This window comes from Streptomyces sp. NPDC060232, assembly GCF_042726555.1.
GTDB lineage: Bacteria > Actinomycetota > Actinomycetes > Streptomycetales > Streptomycetaceae > Streptomyces.
The window spans coordinates 138,833-155,100 of sequence record NZ_JBHXAG010000015.1 but is presented as its reverse complement, the minus strand read 5'-3'; the positions used below and the strand labels follow the sequence as shown (position 1 = coordinate 155,100).

The 16,268-nt window shown below is 73.0% G+C and carries 16 protein-coding genes and 2 tRNA genes; 7 read left to right on the top strand and 11 right to left on the bottom strand.

Annotation, left to right across the window (positions count from 1 at the left end; genetic code table 11):
- Window positions 1-71: 71 nt before the first annotated feature.
- The 6 genes from ACFWFZ_RS22515 to ACFWFZ_RS22490 all read right to left on the bottom strand — a co-directional run bounded on the left by ACFWFZ_RS22515 (window position 72) and on the right by ACFWFZ_RS22490 (window position 6,047).
- Window positions 72-1,331: an HD-GYP domain-containing protein gene (locus ACFWFZ_RS22515; protein ID WP_387124574.1), complete on the bottom strand. Its 1,260-nt coding sequence runs from the start codon at window positions 1,329-1,331 to the stop codon at window positions 72-74.
- Window positions 1,328-2,977, bottom strand: a complete 1,650-nt coding sequence (locus ACFWFZ_RS22510; RefSeq protein WP_387124573.1) for an HD domain-containing phosphohydrolase — start codon at window positions 2,975-2,977, stop codon at window positions 1,328-1,330. The genes ACFWFZ_RS22515 and ACFWFZ_RS22510 overlap by 4 nt, the downstream gene beginning before the upstream one ends.
- 198 nt (window positions 2,978-3,175) lie before the next feature.
- Window positions 3,176-3,481 carry a mycothiol system anti-sigma-R factor gene (gene rsrA, locus ACFWFZ_RS22505; RefSeq protein ID WP_030658812.1) on the bottom strand — a complete coding sequence of 102 codons (306 nt, stop codon included), beginning with the start codon at window positions 3,479-3,481 and terminating at the stop codon, window positions 3,176-3,178.
- On the bottom strand, window positions 3,478-4,122 hold the full coding sequence (locus ACFWFZ_RS22500; protein WP_030032333.1) for a sigma-70 family RNA polymerase sigma factor: 645 nt from the start codon (window positions 4,120-4,122) through the stop codon (window positions 3,478-3,480). The genes rsrA and ACFWFZ_RS22500 overlap by 4 nt, the downstream gene beginning before the upstream one ends.
- Before the next feature lie 294 nt (window positions 4,123-4,416).
- Window positions 4,417-5,067: an alpha/beta family hydrolase gene (locus ACFWFZ_RS22495; protein WP_387124572.1), complete on the bottom strand. Its 651-nt coding sequence runs from the start codon at window positions 5,065-5,067 to the stop codon at window positions 4,417-4,419.
- Between the two features lie 161 nt (window positions 5,068-5,228).
- Window positions 5,229-6,047, bottom strand: coding sequence for an SOS response-associated peptidase (locus ACFWFZ_RS22490; protein ID WP_387124570.1), 819 nt, complete (start codon window positions 6,045-6,047; stop codon window positions 5,229-5,231).
- 53 nt (window positions 6,048-6,100) lie between these two features.
- On the opposite strand from ACFWFZ_RS22490, the gene ACFWFZ_RS22485 reads away from it, so the two are divergent.
- The 4 genes from ACFWFZ_RS22485 (at window position 6,101) to ACFWFZ_RS22470 (ending at window position 9,681) form a co-directional block, all read left to right on the top strand.
- On the top strand, window positions 6,101-6,814 hold the full coding sequence (locus tag ACFWFZ_RS22485; protein WP_387124569.1) for a M50 family metallopeptidase: 714 nt from the start codon (window positions 6,101-6,103) through the stop codon (window positions 6,812-6,814).
- Between the two features lie 64 nt (window positions 6,815-6,878).
- Window positions 6,879-8,237: a 3-phosphoshikimate 1-carboxyvinyltransferase gene (aroA, locus tag ACFWFZ_RS22480; RefSeq protein WP_387124568.1), complete on the top strand. Its 1,359-nt coding sequence runs from the start codon at window positions 6,879-6,881 to the stop codon at window positions 8,235-8,237.
- Window positions 8,238-8,245: 8 nt separating this feature from the next.
- Window positions 8,246-9,256 carry a ribosome small subunit-dependent GTPase A gene (gene rsgA / locus ACFWFZ_RS22475; RefSeq protein WP_387124567.1) on the top strand — a complete coding sequence of 337 codons (1,011 nt, stop codon included), beginning with the start codon at window positions 8,246-8,248 and terminating at the stop codon, window positions 9,254-9,256.
- Between the two features lie 101 nt (window positions 9,257-9,357).
- Window positions 9,358-9,681: a multidrug efflux SMR transporter gene (locus ACFWFZ_RS22470; RefSeq protein ID WP_030658800.1), complete on the top strand. Its 324-nt coding sequence runs from the start codon at window positions 9,358-9,360 to the stop codon at window positions 9,679-9,681.
- On the opposite strand, the gene ACFWFZ_RS22465 is transcribed toward ACFWFZ_RS22470, so the two are convergent.
- Window positions 9,647-10,189, bottom strand: a complete 543-nt coding sequence (locus ACFWFZ_RS22465) for a TetR/AcrR family transcriptional regulator (protein WP_387124566.1) — start codon at window positions 10,187-10,189, stop codon at window positions 9,647-9,649. The two genes, ACFWFZ_RS22470 and ACFWFZ_RS22465, sit on opposite strands and share 35 nt — an antisense overlap.
- A 142-nt stretch (window positions 10,190-10,331) precedes the next feature.
- On the opposite strand from ACFWFZ_RS22465, the gene hisN reads away from it, so the two are divergent.
- Complete coding sequence (gene hisN / locus ACFWFZ_RS22460; RefSeq protein ID WP_387124565.1) at window positions 10,332-11,135, top strand: histidinol-phosphatase; 804 nt, start codon at window positions 10,332-10,334, stop codon at window positions 11,133-11,135.
- Between the two features lie 198 nt (window positions 11,136-11,333).
- Window positions 11,334-11,726 (top strand): cyclic nucleotide-binding/CBS domain-containing protein, encoded by a 393-nt coding sequence (locus ACFWFZ_RS22455; protein WP_387124564.1) that lies wholly within the window; start codon window positions 11,334-11,336, stop codon window positions 11,724-11,726.
- 67 nt (window positions 11,727-11,793) lie between these two features.
- Here ACFWFZ_RS22455 and ACFWFZ_RS22450 read toward each other — a convergent pair whose 3' ends face one another.
- Entirely contained in the window at window positions 11,794-13,263 is a 1,470-nt protein-coding gene (locus ACFWFZ_RS22450) for a catalase (protein ID WP_387124563.1), read from the bottom strand.
- Between the two features lie 128 nt (window positions 13,264-13,391).
- Here ACFWFZ_RS22450 and ACFWFZ_RS22445 point away from each other — a divergent pair, with 128 nt between their 5' ends.
- The gene (locus ACFWFZ_RS22445; protein WP_387124561.1) at window positions 13,392-13,808 is read left to right on the top strand and encodes a Fur family transcriptional regulator; all 417 of its coding nucleotides are present in this window, start codon (window positions 13,392-13,394) and stop codon (window positions 13,806-13,808) included.
- A 132-nt stretch (window positions 13,809-13,940) separates the two neighbouring features.
- On the opposite strand, the gene ACFWFZ_RS22440 is transcribed toward ACFWFZ_RS22445, so the two are convergent.
- The 3 genes from ACFWFZ_RS22440 to ACFWFZ_RS22430 form a co-directional block, all read right to left on the bottom strand.
- Window positions 13,941-14,014 (bottom strand) — tRNA-Met (locus tag ACFWFZ_RS22440).
- 115 nt (window positions 14,015-14,129) lie between these two features.
- Window positions 14,130-15,986: a tetratricopeptide repeat protein gene (locus ACFWFZ_RS22435; RefSeq protein WP_387124560.1), complete on the bottom strand. Its 1,857-nt coding sequence runs from the start codon at window positions 15,984-15,986 to the stop codon at window positions 14,130-14,132.
- A gap of 193 nt (window positions 15,987-16,179) precedes the next feature.
- Window positions 16,180-16,253: transfer RNA gene (locus ACFWFZ_RS22430), tRNA-Met, on the bottom strand.
- Between the last annotated feature and the right edge of the window lie 15 nt (window positions 16,254-16,268).

Here is a 16,268-nt window from a genome sequence, read left to right as displayed (position 1 = left end):
GGTGCAGCCTTGCGGACACTCTTACTGGCATCCAACCATGCCCACTCGGACGGCCGCTCATTACCCATGGGTTACCCAGGTGGGACGGGCACCACTCTGCCACGTCCGCCCCTGGCCAGAACCCTCGCCAGGCATTCCACGACCTCCGGCTGGTAATCCTTCCCGGTGCCCAGGCGGAGCTGCTCCAGGGCGGCCAGTGAGCCGCCCGGGTGACGGTTGCCGCCCACCAGGTCGTCGTAGGCGTTCACCGCGCGCACGATCCGGGCCAGCGCGGGCTGCTCCCGGTACGGTTCCGCCTGCCGTTCCACCACCACGGCGACCTCGGCGGGCACCCCGGTCTGCCGGGCCACCTCCCCGCCCAGCCCGGCGATCCGGCGGGCTTCTGCGGCGGGCAGCTCGGCGGTGGCCCCGTCCGGCACCGGGTCGACCAGGGAGAGCTGGCCGATGTCGTGCATCAGGGCGGCGTACTCCAGCACCGTGAGCTCCCGCTCGGACAGACCCAGCTCACGGCCGACGGCGCAGCTCAGCGCCGCGACCCGGCGGGCGTGGCCCGGCCGCGTGTATCCGGCGATCTCGGTGGCCCGGGCCAGCGAGGTGATGGTCTGGCGGAAGGTGGTGCGGATCGCGGTGATCTGGTGGAAGGACAGCTGGGTCAGCAGCAGCGGCACGCTGAGGACGGGGACGGCCCACAGGCCCGCGACGGCCGCGCCGAGCGCCATGACGACGCCGGTGGCGCAGACCGCCGAGCCGATGCCGAGCTGGGCGCGCAGCCCGTCGCGCAGCAGGGGCCCGTACGGCGAGCCCGTGCGGGCCCTGGCGAGGGCCGCGGCGAGGACGGCGTCGCACAGGGCGGTGAGGCCCAGCAGGAGCAGCAGGAAGACGACGAGGTACGGGCCCTGGCCCACCCGCTCCCCCAGCCGGCCGGAGTTGTACAGCGGTTGGAAGCAGGCCGCGGCGAACACGACGGTGAGCGCCCGGCGGGCCAGGTGGTCCAGGGCGGGCCCGCGGCCGCGGGCGACGTGCGGGACGATCCCCGCGAGGGCGGCCGCGACGACGACGGCGACGATCTCCAGCACGCCGTGGTGGGTCGGCTGGCCGGCGTTCTGGCCGAGGAGGGCGTAGGCGAGGGCCCCGGCCGAGCCGAGCGGCGCGGGCTGCTGCTCGGGGGCGTCCGGCCGGTCCCTGCGGGCGAGCTCGCCGACGGCGACCAGGGTGCCGAAGGCCAGGGCGGCGCCGGGCTCGGCCAGCCCGTGCCACAGGGTGTGGGCGAGGGCGACGGCGGTGAGCCCGGCAGCGGCCCCCCGCACCGTCCACACGGCTGCGGCCCTCATCCGCCGGCCCCGGCACCGTCCGCGCCCTGACCGCGCCGTCCGTCGGCGGGCGGGGCCTGGCTCCCGGGGCCGTCGGCGCCGGCGGGCGCCGCGTCCTGCGCGGGCAGGACGCGCAGCGCCGTCCGCGCGGCCGGTCGGGCGGTGCGGGCGGTGCGGGCCCCCTCGGGCAGGAGGCCGCCGTTTCCGTCTGCCGCGCCGGGAGCCGCCCGGCCCCTGTCGGGGGGCGGATGCGGCGCGGACGGGCCCCGGCCCGGGGGTACCGCCGGCCCCGGTGTCCCGGCGCCCGCCGCCCTGGCGGGGGCATTCTCGCTGATCACCTGGAGGTCGTCGTCGGAGGTGACCACCGGATGCCAGCCGTGCCGGCCGATGGCGTCGGTGAGGGCCCGTACCATCGCCGGATCGAACTGGGCGCCCGCGCACCGGTCCAGCTCGGCGAGGGCGGTGGACACCGGCCGGGCCCGGCTGTACGAGCGGGTCGAGGTCATCGCGTCGAAGGCGTCGGCGACCGCCACCACCCGGGCCACCACCGGGATCTGCTCGCCGGTCAGCCCGTACGGGTAGCCGGAGCCGTCGACCCGTTCGTGGTGGTGCAGGATCGCGGACCGGGCCTCTCCCAGGAAGCCGATGCCGCGCACCATCTCGTGCCCGTACTCGGGGTGCAGCTCGATGATCCGGCGTTCCTGCGGGGTCAGGGGGCCGTCCTTGCGCAGCAGCCGGGTCGGGACGCCGAGTTTGCCGACGTCGTGCAGGATGCCGGCGATGCGCACCACTTCCAGCCGGTCCTCGGCCATCCCCAGCTCGCGGGCGATCATCGTGGAGGCCTGGCCGACCCGTTCGCTGTGGCCGCGCGTGTAGCGGTCCTTGATGTCGACGGCCTGGACGAGGGCGCGGACGGTGGCCTGGTGGGCGGCGCGCTCGCGGTGGTACTGGGCGAAGACCCAGCAGGAGACGTACATCGGCAGCAGGACGAGCAGCGCGGCCGGGACCCCGTAGGGGCTGCGCCACATGACGGCCATCATCAGGCCGGCGAGGCCGTGGACGCAGTGCGGGGCGAGGGAGTGGGGGAGCAGGCCGTGCCGGGCGGCGGCGGGCCTGCGTTCGGCGGCGGCCAGGATGGCCCCGTCGAGCGCGGTGACCACCAGGCAGAAGGCGGCGGCCGCCGCCGTCGCGGGGAGCAGCGCGTAGGGGAGGTCGGCCGGCCACGCGGAGGGCCCCGCGCCGGCTCCCGACCCGGTGGACGGCCCTGCGCCGAGCGCGGCCGGGCCGGCGAGCAGCCCGAACACCTGCCCCGCGACCCAGGCGCCTACGGACTGCTGGGCGCCGTGCCACACCCGCCGCACCAGGGCGGACCGCTGGACCACGGGGGCGGCGAAGGCCCCGGGCAGCGCCACGAGCGCGGCTGCCGCGGGCGGCAGCAGGAAGACGGCGGCGAGCACCACGGGGAAGAAGGAGCCGATGCCCTCGGGCACTCGCCGGCCCGGCAGCGGACAGCTCTTCACCAGCTCGCAGCCGAGGTAGAGCCCGGCGAGCAGGATCACGGCCGGCCGGGAGGTGGCGGAATACGTGAGGGCCGGGGCGGTGCAGGCGAGCGCCGCCAGGACGGCGCAGAGGACGAATCCGCGCGCGGTCGGCGGAAGATCCCGCATGGCGCTCTCCTCCCCTGGGCCGGGCAAGCCGGGTACCGAATCCGACGGGTACCGATTGGGGAGAATAGGTGGGGCCCCGAGCGGGGCGGGCCACATTTTCGTATTGCGCCATGCGGACGCCCCCGGATTAGCACATTCGGGTGAATGAACTGATGGTCCGGGGGCGGTTGTTCAGCTGTTCGACTGTTACCGGAGCGGTCAGCCGGGAGCGGGGTTGTCGGCGGTGACGTCGTGGTCGGGCACCGCCTGACCCGACCGGATCAGCTCGATCCGGCCCATCACCTTCGACCGCAGGTCGGTCGGCACGTCGTCCGACCCGCAGCAGCGCTTGACCAGCTTCTTCACGGCCTGTTCCAGCCCGTACTTCTCCAGACAGGGATTGCACTCGCCGAAGTGGGTCTCGAACTTCGTGCAGTCGCTGTCGGGCATCTCATGGTCGAGGAACTCGTACAGGTGGTCCAGGACCTCAGAGCACTCTGTCTCGTGCGGCTCTCCGCAACTCATGAGCCCGAGCCTTTCCGGTCGTTCGCCTCGCCCGCACCCGCGGGGACCAGCCCGCGCTCACGGGCGTAGTCCTCCAGCATTCCGCGGAGTTGACGGCGGCCACGGTGCAGTCGCGACATGACCGTTCCGATGGGTGTACCCATGATGTCCGCGATCTCCTTGTACGCAAAGCCCTCTACGTCGGCAAGATAGACCGCGATACGGAACTCTTCCGGAATGGCCTGCAGGGCTTCCTTCACATCCGAGTCGGGCAGATGGTCGAGCGCCTGCGACTCGGCCGACCGCAGTCCGGTCGACATGTGCGACTCGGCACGCGCCAGCTGCCAGTCCTCGATCTCCTCCGCGGCACTGCGCTGGGGCTCGCGCTGCTTCTTGCGGTAGGAGTTGATGAACGTGTTGGTCAGAATGCGGTACAGCCACGCCTTCAGGTTGGTGCCTTCGCGGAACTGGTGGAAGGACGCGTACGCCTTCGCGTACGTCTCCTGGACCAGGTCCTCGGCGTCGGCCGGATTGCGCGTCATGCGCAGCGCGGCCGAGTACATCTGGTCGAGGTAGCCGAGGGCGTCCCGTTCGAAGCGCGCGTTGCGCTCCAGGGTCGTCTCCTCCGCGTGGCCTTCGTCGGTCCCAGCGACAGGACCCACCTCCTCCGACTGCGTGGCGGCTCCGAAAGCGGATCCGCTCGAATCGGAGAATAGTCGACCTTCCCTGCCCCCCGCCGCCCGAAGCGGGCTGCGCTGGGGAGCGGGCAGCACCGTCCAGTCCAGGTCAGCGGCCTGCGAACGGTTCTGGCTGATGACCTGGGTCATTCGCTCCCTCTCCTCCGACGTTGCGTGTGTACCGACATCCGGGACAACAGAGGGACAAGGCGGCGCATTCCCGCTGCGCCACGGGTTCCCGGCCTTTCCCGGGCCGGCACGGGGCGGGTGTGGCCGGTGTCACGCGGGGAGCCGCGCGAGCCACTCGCCGACCGCCTCGGTGATCTTCCGCAATGCCTCCTCCTGGGTGGTGCCGGCCTTCTTCGGCACCGCGAAGCCGTGATCGCCGTGGGCCACCTCGACGAGCTCGTACGGGTGCCGGCCGGTCGGCGCCGGGAACTCGTCGGGGCGGCCGAAGGGGTCCCGGCCGCCCTGGAGCACGAGGGTGGGCCGCCCGACCCCGGTGAGCTCCTCGGCCCGGGACTTCTCGGGCCGGCCCGGCGGGTGCAGCGGGAAGGCCAGGGCCAGCACCCCGGCGGCGCCCAGTTCCCCGGCGGTGCGGCAGGCCACGCGGGCCCCGGCGCTGCGCCCGCCGGCGACGACCGGCAGCCCTGGCCGGGTGAGCGCCGGCCACAGCCCGCGCCAGCCCGCGTCCAGCACCTTGGGCGCGGCGGCGACCTTCTTCCCGGCGACCCGCCAGGGCTGTTCGACGAGCGCCACCGTGATCCCGCGCGCGGGCAGGGCGGCGGCCAGAGCCTGGAGGTCCCGGGCCTCGATGCCGCCGCCTGCGCCGTGGCTCACGGCGAGGACGAGCCGCGCACGGGGTGCGGTGTGCCAGGTGACGCGGGCCTCGCCCGCCGGGGTATCGACACTCTCGGTACGCGTGGTCATACGCCCATCGTGCCGCCCCCGCCCGCTGGCGCCGGCGCCGCGACCCGGTGAACCTCTGCGGCCACAGCGCCAGTGCCGCGCCAGGCAGCGTTCGCCCCGTCGCAACGCCAGGCACGCACCGGACGCCGCTCCTTGCTCCACGGGGCAACTCGATACAGACCCTAGAACAGGGTGCCCTCCTCCGGCGCGGCCAGCTCCGTCAGCAGCTCGGGCCCGTTGTTGCGTACGTTGCTCACGGCGGTGGACACCGGGTAGGCCCGCATCAGGCCGCCCGGCGGGGGCGCGAGCAGCTCCCGCAGGGAGCCTTCGGTGTCGGTGTTCGCGGGGTCCAGCCAGGCGTCCCAGCGGTCGGGGGTGAGCATCAGCGGCATCCGCGGGTGGATGTCGGCCAGCGAGCGCGGTCCTTCGCCGGGGGCGACCCCCAGCGGCCCGGTCTCGGCCTCGGTGGTGATCACCGAGCAGGTCGCCCACCAGGCGAGGGGGTGCTCGACGGGCAGGGTCCGGTCGCGCCAGAACTCGTATATGCCGGCCATGGCGAACGGGGAGCCGTCCGAGGGGAGCACGAAGTAGGGCTGCTTGCGGGCCCGCTTCTTCTTCCCCTCCACCTCCAGCTGCCGCTCGTCGTGGGCGGTGACCCACTCGTAGTACCCGTCGGCGGGGATGATGCAGCGGCGCTGCGCGAAGGCCCGGCGGAAGGACGGCTTCTCGTGCAGGGTCTCCGACCGGGCATTGACCATCCGGGCGGCGCCGTCGGGGTTCTTGGCCCAGGAGGGGACCAGGCCCCATTTCAGGACGCGCAGCTGGCGAACCGGACGCGGATCCGGAGCGTCCTTCAGGGGGCGGTCGAGGACGACGTGGACCTCCTTGGTCGGCGCCACGTTGAAGTCGGGTGCCAGGGCCTCCTCCGGCTCCCACTTCTCGATGCCGAAGGCCTCCACGAGGTCCTGCGGTCCACGACTGGCTGCATACCGTCCGCACATGGCTGTCACACTGCCATGTCCCCCGCACACCACCGCAAGGAGTCCGCCACCTCATGGACAGCAGCACGACGGCCGGCCTGTGGGACCGGCTCACGGGCATACAGACCGCACCGGACCAGTGGCTGGTGATCGCGACCGGTCTGGTGGCGCTGGCCGCCGTGGGGCCCCGCCCGCTGTGGCGGATGTCGCGCAACGCCATCACCATCGCGCACGAGGGCGGGCACGGCCTGCTGGCGCTGCTCACCGGGCGGCGGCTGAGCGGGATACGGCTGCACTCCGACACCAGCGGGGTCACCGTCAGCCGGGGCAAGCCGACGGGCCTGGGGATGATCCTGACCGCGGCCGGCGGGTACACCGCGCCCTCGCTGCTCGGGCTCGGCGGGGCGGCCCTGCTGTCGGCGCACCGGATCACGCTGCTCCTGTGGGCGGCCACGGCCCTGCTGGTGGCCATGCTCGTGATGATCCGGAACGCCTACGGGGCGCTGACGGTGATCCTGACCGGCGGAACCTTCCTGCTGGTGTCCTGGCTGACCCCGGCCGAGGTGCAGGCGGGTTTCGCCTACCTCGTCGTGTGGTTCCTGCTGCTCGGCGGAGTCTGGCCGGTCTTCGAGCTGGGCGCCAAGCGGAGGAACGGCGGGGCGCCCGATTCCGACGCCGACCAGCTGGGGCGCCTCACCCACTTGCACCCCGTGGTGTGGCTGCTCTTCTTCCACGTGGTCGCGCTCTGCTCGCTGATCGGCGGCGGCCGCTGGCTGCTCGGCCTGTGACCACCTTCTGAGACCGGACGGCGATCAAGATCCGGGTCCGGAGGAAGCCACTAAAGTGGGGGCCATGACCGAGACCCCCGCCCCTGCCCTCTGGCCCGCTCCGCTCGCCGATGGGACCGTCCACGCCACCGTCACGGTGCCGGGGTCCAAATCGGTCACCAACCGCGCCCTCGTGCTCGCCGCGCTCGCCTCCGAGCCGGGCTGGGTGCGCCGCCCGCTGCGCTCGCGCGACTCCCAGCTGATGTCGGACGCGCTGCGCGCGATGGGCGTGGGCATCGAGGAGACCGTCTCCTCCAGCTCCGCGGGCGCCGCCGCGAGCGGCGAGGCCTGGCGGGTCATCCCGGCGGCCCTGCACGGCCCGACGACGGTCGACGTCGGCAACGCCGGCACGGTCATGCGCTTCCTGCCGCCCGTCGCCACCCTCGCCGACGGGGACATCCGCTTCGACGGCGACCCGCGCTCCTACGAGCGCCCGCTCGGCCAGGTCATCACCGCCCTGCGCGCGCTCGGCGCCCGCATCGACGACGACGGCCGCGGCGCGCTGCCCATGACCGTCCAGGGCGGCGGGGCGCTGGAGGGCGGCACGGTCGAGATCGACGCCAGCAACTCCTCGCAGTTCGTCTCCGCCCTGCTGCTCTCCGCCCCCCGTTTCAACCAGGGCGTCGAGGTACGGCACGTGGGCGGCAACCTGCCGTCGATGCCGCACATCCGGATGACGGTGGAGATGCTGCGCGCGGCGGGCGCCCAGGTGGACACCCCCGAGGCCGGCGGCGAGAAGGACGTGTGGCGGGTCGCCCCGGGCGCCCTGCTGGGCCGCGACATGGTCGTGGAGCCGGACCTGTCCAACGCCCAGCCGTTCCTGGCCGCGGCCCTGATCACCGGCGGCACGGTCACCGTCCCGGACTGGCCGCGCCGCACCACGCAGCCCGGAGACGCGCTGCGCCGGATCTTCACGGAGATGGGCGGGTCCTGCGAACTGACGGACGCGGGGCTGGTCTTCACCGGTACCGGCAAGATCCACGGCATCGACGTGGACCTGAGCGAGGTCGGCGAGCTCACCCCCGGCATCGCGGCCGTGGCGGCCCTGGCCGACTCCGAGTCGGTGCTGCGCGGTGTCGCGCATCTGCGGCTGCACGAGACGGACCGGCTGGCCGCGCTGACCAAGGAGATCAACGCGCTCGGCGGCGATGTCACCGAGACCGAGGACGGCCTGCGCATCCGGCCCCGCCGGATGCACGGCGGGGTGTTCCACACCTACGAGGACCACCGGATGGCGACCGCGGGCGCGGTGATCGGCCTGGCGGTGGAGGGCGTGCAGATCGAGAACGTGGCCACGACCGCGAAGACCCTGCCGGACTTCCCGAGGATGTGGGCGGACATGCTGGCCGGGGACGCGGGACCCGAAGCGGGTGCGGGAGCGTAGGGCCCGTCATGCGCAGGTACGGCAAGAACACCGACGAGGACGACATCCGCCAGCGCCCGAACCCCAAGGGCAACCGGCCGCGGACGAACATCCGGCCCAAGCACGAGGACGCCTCCGAGGGTTTCGTCCTGACCGTCGACCGCGGCCGGCTGACCTGCCTGGTCGACGGCCGCACGATCACCGCGATGAAGTCCCGGGAGCTGGGCCGCAAGGCAGCGGTCGTGGGCGACCGGGTCTGGATCGTCGGTGACCTGTCCGGCAAGAAGGACACCCTGGCCCGGATCGTGCGGATCGAGGAGCGCAAGTCGGTCCTGCGGCGCACCGCGGACGACGACGACCCGTACGAACGGGTGGTCGTCGCCAACGCCGACCAGCTGGCGATCGTCACGGCCCTGGCCGATCCGGAGCCGCGGCCCCGGATGATCGACCGCTGCCTGGTGGCGGCGTACGACGCCGGGCTGGAGCCGCTGCTGGTGCTCACCAAGTCGGACCTGACCTCGGCGGACAAGATCCTGGAGATCTACTCCACATTCGGCCTGAACTACGTGGTGACCAACCGTGAGGAACTGGCCGCGGGGGGCGCGGCCGACCGGGTGCGCGAGCGCCTGACCGGCCGGATCACCGCCTTCGTCGGCCACTCCGGCGTCGGCAAGACCACCCTGGTGAACTCGCTGGTCGCCGAGGGCCGCCAGCGCGCCACCGGGCACGTGAACGCGGTGACCGGCCGCGGCCGGCACACGACCACCTCCGCGCTGGCGCTGCCGCTGCCCTCGGGCGACGGCTGGGTCATCGACACCCCGGGAGTGCGCTCCTTCGGCCTGCACCACGTGGACCCGTCCCGGGTGATCCTGGCCTTCCCGGACCTGGTGCCCGGTACGGAGGAGTGTCCGCGCGCGTGCAGCCACGACGAGCAGGACTGCGCGCTCGACAAGTGGGTGGAGGACGGCCACGCGGATCCGGCGCGGCTGTATTCGCTGCGGCGCCTGCTGCAGACGCGGGAGCGCCGCGAGGGCGACTGACCGACCCGGCGGGTAAGCCGTGTTTGTCGGGGGGTCTGTCTGGACAAGTGCATAATCGCACCAAGTGACGTGATGTCACATGACGCGGGGAGGCATTCGCCATGGCGTGGCTGCTGGTCGTGGTCGCGGGACTCCTGGAGACCGGTTTCGCGGTCTGCCTCAAGCTCTCCCACGGATTCACCCGGCTGTGGCCGACCGTCGCCTTCGCGTGCTTCGCGCTCGGCAGCTTCGGGCTGCTGACACTGGCCCTGAAGAAGCTGGACGTGGGTCCGGCCTACGCGGTCTGGACGGGCATCGGCGCGGCCGGCACGGCGATCTACGGCATGGTCTTCCTCGGCGACCTGGTCTCCACCCTCAAACTCGTCTCGATCACGCTGGTCATCCTGGGGGTCATCGGGCTCCAGCTGTCGGGCTCGGCGCACTGAGCAGTCCGATCAGCTCCCCCGGCCCCGGCTCCTCCCCCGGGGCGATCACGTAGGAGAGGGCGAGCCGTACCGCCAGCTCGCACCGCTGGGGGCCCTCCCCCGGCGTGAGCGCGGCGGCCGCCCGGTCGCGCACGGCCCGGGCGAGCTCACCGGGCCCCGGTTCGCGCCGGCCCGCGGCGGGCAGGCCCGGCCCCCAGCTGCCGGTGAGCAGGGCCCGTACGAGGGGGTGCGCGCGGGCCGCCCGTACGGTCCACTCCGCGAGCGCGGCGAGCCGCTCGGGGGCCCGGACCGGGGTGGACAGGGCCTGGTCCACCCCTTCCAGATACCGGTCGGCCGCGCGCCGCACCAGGGCGCGCCCCAGACCCGCCTTGCCGCCGAACTCGTTGTAGAGGGTCTGCCGCGACACCCCGGCCGCGGCGGCCACGTCGACCATCCGGACATCGGGCCAGGGGCGCGCCGCGAGCGCCGCTGCCGCCGCGTCCAGCAAGGAATCCCGGGCTGCCGGCATCCGCGCCTCCCCGCTCGGCTCTCCGGCCAGAGTTGACGGGGCGCCAGGCCCTGTCAAGGGCGCCTGCGCTGTCAAGGGGGCCCGTCCGGCCGTACTGCGGACGTCGCTGGCCGCGGTCCGGCAGCCCCGATACTGTTCGGGCATGCCCGAGTATGACGATGACCTGCGCCTCGCCCTCGAACTCGCCGACGCGGCGGACGCCACCACGATGGAACGGTTCCGCGCCCTCGACCTCAAGGTCGAGACGAAGCCGGACATGACCCCGGTGAGCGAGGCGGACAAGGCCGCGGAGGAGGTCGTCCGGGCCGGCATCACGGCGGCCCGGCCCGACGACGCCATCCTGGGCGAGGAGTACGGACTCAAGGGCAGCGGCCCGCGCCGCTGGGTCGTGGACCCGATCGACGGCACGAAGAACTACGTGCGCGGGGTGCCCGTCTGGGCGACCCTGATCTCGCTGACGGCGGAGGGCGAGGACGGCGTGTTCCGCCCTGTGGTCGGCGTGGTGTCCGCGCCGGCGCTGGGCCGCCGCTGGTGGGCGTCGCAGGGCGGTGGGGCGTACTCGGGCGGCGCGCTCGGCGAGACCACCCGGATCGGTGTGTCCGGGGTGGCCGGGCTGGGCGACGCCTCGTTCGCGTACTCCTCGCTGAGCGGCTGGGAGGAGCAGGGGCGGCTGCCCGGTTTCCTGGACCTGACGCGGGCGTGCTGGCGCACCCGCGGCTACGGCGACTTCTGGCCGTACATGATGGTCGCGGAGGGCTCCCTGGACCTGTGCGCCGAGCCGGAGCTGAGCCTGTGGGACATGGCGGCCATCGCCGTGGTGGTCCAGGAGGCGGGCGGCCGCTTCACCAGCCTGGACGGGGTCGACGGCGTGCACGGCGGGAACGCGGCGGCGTCCAACGGCCTGCTCCACGAGGAGATGCTGGGCCTGCTCCGCCCGCGCGCCTGACCGCGGTGCGCGCCTGACGCGCGGTGCGCGCCGGGCGTGCCGGGCGCGCTCCTTTCGTACGCCTTCTTGCTGGCCCTCCCGGTCCGTGGGAATCTGAGGATCCCCCCGCTTGTGCCCTTGTGAAGCCTTTCACTGGAGGCGGCTTCGCGCTGCGCACCCACCCGAGCGGGGGGACTCACCCCAGGAGGTGGCTCTTTCATGCTCGTCCGTGACGCAATGAGCACCGTGATCCTCACCCTCGGACCCGCACACACCCTCCGGCAGGCGGCCTGCCTGATGTCCGGCCGGCGCGTCGGCGCGGCCGTCGTCCTCGACCCCGACCACAGCGGAATCGGCATCTTGACCGAGCGCGACATACTCAACTCCATCGGCGCCGGCCACGATCCCGACCGGGAGTCCGTGGGCGCGCACACCACCAACAACGTCGTCTTCTGCACCCCCGGCGCCACGCTGCAGGAAGCCGCCGAGGCGATGGCGCACGGCGGTTTCCGGCATCTGATCGTCCTGGAGCACGGCGGACCGGTGGGCATCGTGTCCGTGCGCGACGTCATCCGCTGCTGGGTCCCCGCGCGGCGCAGCGTGCCCGCGTGAGACGACGCCGGGACGCAGCCCTCCGGTGGGCCGCGTCCCGGCGTCCTGCTACGGCAGGCGGTGCCCGTCAGCCGCGAAGGGCCTGGACCGCGGCGTCGAGCCGCTTGCCGAAGTCGCCGTCCGCCTGGCGGAAGTTGTCGATCGCGCGCTCGACGATGTCGTCGCGGGAGACCTTGGCGATGAAGCCGGACAGGTTCCCGATCAGGCGGGCCTTCTCGTCCTCGGAGTAGAGGCGGTAGAGGTTGCCGGCCTGGACGAAGTCGTTGTCCTCGCTGTGCACGGCGGCGGCGTGGTTGCCCGTGCCGCCGGTGACCGGGACCGGCTGCCACAGCGGACGGCCGGTCTCGTGCGGGCCGCCGAAGCTGTTCGGCTCGTAGTTCTTCGCGCCCTTGTGGCGGCCGTCGTACAGGTGGCCGTCACGGGAGTTGGTGCGCGCCTCGGTGGCGTGCGGACGGTTCACCGGCAGGTGGTCGGCGTTGATGCCGACGCGGTAGCGGTGGGCGTCGCCGTAGCCGAAGAGGCGGCCCTGCAGCATCTTGTCCGGGGAGGGGCCGATGCCGGGAACGAAGTGCGCCGGGGAGAAGATGCTCTGCTCGACCTCGGCGAAGACGTTCTCCGGGTTGCGGTTGAGCTCCAGCTTGCCGATCTCGATCGGCGGGTAGTCCGCGTGCGGCCACACCTTGGTCAGGTCGAACGGGTTGAAGCGGTAGGTCGCCGCCTCGGCCGCCGGCATGATCTGGACCTGCACGGTCCAGGTCGGGAAGTCGCCGCGCTCGATGGCCTCGCGCAGGTCGCGCTGGTGGCTGTCGGGGTCCTCGCCGGCGAGCCGGTTGGCCTCGGCCTGGGTCAGGTTCTTGATGCCCTGGTCGGTCTTGAAGTGGTACTTGACCCAGAAGACCTCGCCGGCCTCGTTGTTCCACTGGAACGTGTGCGAGCCGTAGCCGTTCATGTGGCGGTAGGACGCCGGGATGCCGCGGTCGCCGAACAGCCAGGTCACCTGGTGGGTGGACTCGGGCGACAGACCCCAGAAGTCCCAGACGTTGTCCGCCTCCTGCGAGCCGGTGTACGGGTCGCGCTTCTGGGTGTGGATGAAGTCGGGGAACTTGACGGCGTCCTTGATGAAGAACACCGGGGTGTTGTTGCCGACGAGGTCGTAGTTGCCCTCCTCGGTGTAGAACTTCAGCGCCCAGCCGCGGGGGTCGCGCACCGCGTCGGCGCTGCCCAGGCTGCCCGCGACGGTGGAGAAGCGAAGGAAGGTCTCGGTCTGCTTGCCGACCTCGGACAGGAACGCCGCGCGCGTCCACTGCGAGACGTCACGGGTCAGCGTGAAGGTGCCGTACGCGCCGGCGCCACGGGCGTGCACCACGCGCTCCGGGATGCGCTCGCGGTTGAAGTGCGCGAGCTTCTCCAGCAGGAGCTGGTCCTGGACCAGAACGGGGCCGCCGATACCGGCCGTCTCGCTGTTCTGGTTGTCGGCCACCGGCGCCCCGGCCTCCGTGGTGAGCGGTCCCTGCGTCACGTGCGCCTCCTGCGTCATCACTGCGTCCTGTCCTTGGCGTTCGCCGTACTCGATCCTACAATGGACTTTGTCCAAGTCAAGCAAGCATCCAAGTTCGCACCGGTTCGGGAGTTACACCGAATCCCCTCACTGTTAGGCTGGTGTACATGAGTGACCTGCTGGAACGACTTCGCGGACGCGGCTGGCGCATGACGGCACAGCGGCGCGTCGTGGCCGAGGTGCTCGACGGTGACCACGTGCACCTGACGGCCGACGAGGTGCACGCGCGAGCCGTGGCCAAGCTGCCCGAGATCTCGCGCGCGACCGTCTACAACACCCTGGGCGAGCTCGTCTCCCTCGGCGAGGTCCTGGAAGTCGCCACGGACCGGCGCGCCAAGCGGTACGACCCGAACGCCCACCGGCCCCACCAGCACCTGGTCTGCGCCCGGTGCGGCGCCATCCGGGACGTCCACCCGACGGGCAACCCGCTGGCCGACCTGCCGGACTCGGAGCGCTTCGGCTTCGTCGTGTCGGCGGCCGAGGTCACCTACCGCGGCGTCTGCCCGAACTGCGCGGGCGCCTGAGCCCGGACGGCGGAACGGCCCGGACCCTGCGGGGTCCGGGCCGTTCCGCGTGCCAGGGTGCTTCGCCGGTGGAAACGACCCATGCAACGACTCAGGGCCCGGATCCATTGGATCCGGGCCCTGAGTCTTCAGTAGCGGGGACAGGATTTGAACCTGCGACCTCTGGGTTATGAGCCCAGCGAGCTACCGAGCTGCTCCACCCCGCGTCGGTGAACCCAACGTTACGTGAACGCCCCCGGCAGATGCAAATCGGTTAACCGGGGTGCGGGCCCGGGGCCGGCGCGCCCCGGGCCCGCCGCCGGCCCGGGTCACGCCGCCCGGTCACGCCGAGAGTTCCTCCGCCAGCGCCTCGCGCAGCCGGGCCGCACGCTCCGAGACCTCCGCCGGGCCCAGTTCCATGGCGCGGGCGCACCACTTCTGACCCTCCGCGAGATCGCCGTGGCGGGCTGCCAGCAGGCCCAGGCGCAGGGCGGCGCGGCCGTGGCCCGCCACCGCGGCGCGGGTCCACCACAGGGCGGCCTCCGGCTCGCTGCCCTCGCGGGCCAGCAGCAGCCCCAGGTTGAACGCGCCGTTGCGCGACCCTGCCTCGGCCGCCTCCCGGTACCAGCGGGCGGCGGCCTCCATGTCGCCGCGGGCGGCAGCCAGCATGCCGACACGCACCTGGGCCCGGCGGTGCCCCAGCTCGGCGGCCCGCTCGTACCACTCCTCGCTCTCGGTGCGCGGGGCGCTGCCCACCGGCTCGCCCAGCGCCGGCGGCTCCGGCGGCGGAGCGAGCGACTCCAGCAGCGCGGCCAGGCGGAACGCCGCCTCCGCGCTGCCGCCGCCCGCCGCACACCGCAGGTGCCGCTCGGCGGCCCGCTCCTCCCCGTCGCGCACCAGGGCGATCCCGACCTGGAGCGCCGCGTCGGTGTGTCCGGCCGAGGCGGCCCGCTCGTACCACTTCAGCGCCGTGCGGTCCTCGTCGCGGCTGGCGAACAGGATCCCGAGGTTGAACGCGGCGTCCACGCTGCCCGCCTCGGCGGCCTTCGAGAACCACGGTTCGGCGCCCGCCGCGTCGCCGACCTGGAGCAGCATGATGGCCAGCGCGTTGGCCGCCTCGCGGTGTCCGGCGTAGGCGGCGCGCCGGTACCACTGCTCGGCCTGGGCGGTCCGGTCCTGTGCGGCGCACAGCAGAGCAAGGTTGTACGCCCCGTTTTGATCGCCCGCGTCCATGGCGGTCCGGTACCAGCGCTCGGCGGTCTGGGTCTCGCCCCGTGCGGCGTGCAGCGCACCCAGGGCGTTCGCGGCGTTGCCGTCGCCGTCCTGCGCCGCCCGGTGCCACCACGCGGCCGCGCTGTCCTCGTCGCCGGCGTCGCGCAGCAGGAAGCCGAGCGCGCACGCGGCCCGCGCCTCGCCCTGCTTGGCGGAGGTCAGGTACCAGCGGCCGGCCTCCTTGAGCTCCCCGCGCGCCTCCAGCAGCGCGCCCAGGTGCAGGGCGGCACGCCGGTGCCCGCGGGCGGCGGCCTGCCGGTACCACTGCTCGGCCTCGGCGGGGTCGCCCTTGCGCAGGTGTCGCGCCAGTCGGTACGCGGCCTCGCGGTGGCCCTGTTCGGCGGCGGCGCGGAACCACCGCTCGACGCCCTTGTCCCCGCGGTGTTCCAGCAGGTCGGCCAGTCCGAACGCGCCCAGCGCATGGCCGGATTCCGCCGCCTGGCGCAGCCAGTACTCGGCGGCCGGCTCGTCCCCGCGCTCGCGGAAGTGGCGGCCCAGGGCGTGCGCGGCGGGCGCGGACCCGGCCACGGCGGCGACCCGCCACCAGTCCGCGGCCTCCTCGGGATAGCCCCGCTGGAGCAGCAGGACGCCCAGGTTGTTGGCGGCGGCGCGGTCACCCTCGGCGGTGGCCCCGCGCAGGTACGGCTCGGCGCCGTCCAGGTCTCCGCGGCGCAGCAGCAGCGCGCCGAGCACGCTCATGGCACCGGGGTCGCCCTTGTCGGCGGCCACCCGGTGCCGGGCCTCCAGCTCGGCGTCGCTCGCCGCGTCGGTCTCGGCGAACATCTCCTGCGCGAAATCCGCGTCGGTCAGTGCGGTCTGCGTGTCGGCAACCGGTGCCGACTCGTTGGCTCCTGTGCCCGCTTCGGCCTGCGCCCTCACAAACCGCCCTGTCTCCAGCAGAGTTGACCTGTCCCCCATAAATCCCATCGTCGCATCACCTGCTACCCGCGTACACCTGGTATGTCGCAGTCAGTGAGGTCACTACAGCGTTTTGTCGACATGCCCACAGTGGGGTAAGTCAAACACGCTCCTACCCCAACTCACCCTCCCCAGCTACCGCGTGTCCTCTCCGGACATGACGAAGGCCCGGATCCCATGGATCCGGGCCTTCGTTTTTCAGTAGCGGGGACAGGATTTGAACCTGCGACCTCTGGGTTATGAGCCCAGCGAGCTACCGAGCTGCTCCACCCCGCGTCGGTGAAACCACAG

Bases quoted from the DNA above. Each gene is read 5' to 3' on its own strand.
- ACFWFZ_RS22515 (WP_387124574.1), bottom strand. From the start codon at position 1,331: ATGAGGGCCGCAGCCGTGTGGACGGTGCGGGGGGCCGCTGCCGGGCTC.
- ACFWFZ_RS22510 (WP_387124573.1), bottom strand. From the start codon at position 2,977: ATGCGGGATCTTCCGCCGACCGCGCGCGGATTCGTCCTCTGCGCCGTC.
- rsrA (WP_030658812.1), bottom strand. From the start codon at position 3,481: ATGAGTTGCGGAGAGCCGCACGAGACAGAGTGCTCTGAGGTCCTGGAC.
- ACFWFZ_RS22495 (WP_387124572.1), bottom strand. From the start codon at position 5,067: ATGACCACGCGTACCGAGAGTGTCGATACCCCGGCGGGCGAGGCCCGC.
- ACFWFZ_RS22490 (WP_387124570.1), bottom strand. From the start codon at position 6,047: ATGTGCGGACGGTATGCAGCCAGTCGTGGACCGCAGGACCTCGTGGAG.
- ACFWFZ_RS22485 (WP_387124569.1), top strand. From the start codon at position 6,101: ATGGACAGCAGCACGACGGCCGGCCTGTGGGACCGGCTCACGGGCATA.
- aroA (WP_387124568.1), top strand. From the start codon at position 6,879: ATGACCGAGACCCCCGCCCCTGCCCTCTGGCCCGCTCCGCTCGCCGAT.
- rsgA (WP_387124567.1), top strand. From the start codon at position 8,246: ATGCGCAGGTACGGCAAGAACACCGACGAGGACGACATCCGCCAGCGC.
- ACFWFZ_RS22470 (WP_030658800.1), top strand. From the start codon at position 9,358: ATGGCGTGGCTGCTGGTCGTGGTCGCGGGACTCCTGGAGACCGGTTTC.
- ACFWFZ_RS22465 (WP_387124566.1), bottom strand. From the start codon at position 10,189: ATGCCGGCAGCCCGGGATTCCTTGCTGGACGCGGCGGCAGCGGCGCTC.
- hisN (WP_387124565.1), top strand. From the start codon at position 10,332: ATGCCCGAGTATGACGATGACCTGCGCCTCGCCCTCGAACTCGCCGAC.
- ACFWFZ_RS22455 (WP_387124564.1), top strand. From the start codon at position 11,334: ATGCTCGTCCGTGACGCAATGAGCACCGTGATCCTCACCCTCGGACCC.
- ACFWFZ_RS22450 (WP_387124563.1), bottom strand. From the start codon at position 13,263: ATGACGCAGGAGGCGCACGTGACGCAGGGACCGCTCACCACGGAGGCC.
- ACFWFZ_RS22445 (WP_387124561.1), top strand. From the start codon at position 13,392: ATGAGTGACCTGCTGGAACGACTTCGCGGACGCGGCTGGCGCATGACG.
- ACFWFZ_RS22435 (WP_387124560.1), bottom strand. From the start codon at position 15,986: ATGGGATTTATGGGGGACAGGTCAACTCTGCTGGAGACAGGGCGGTTT.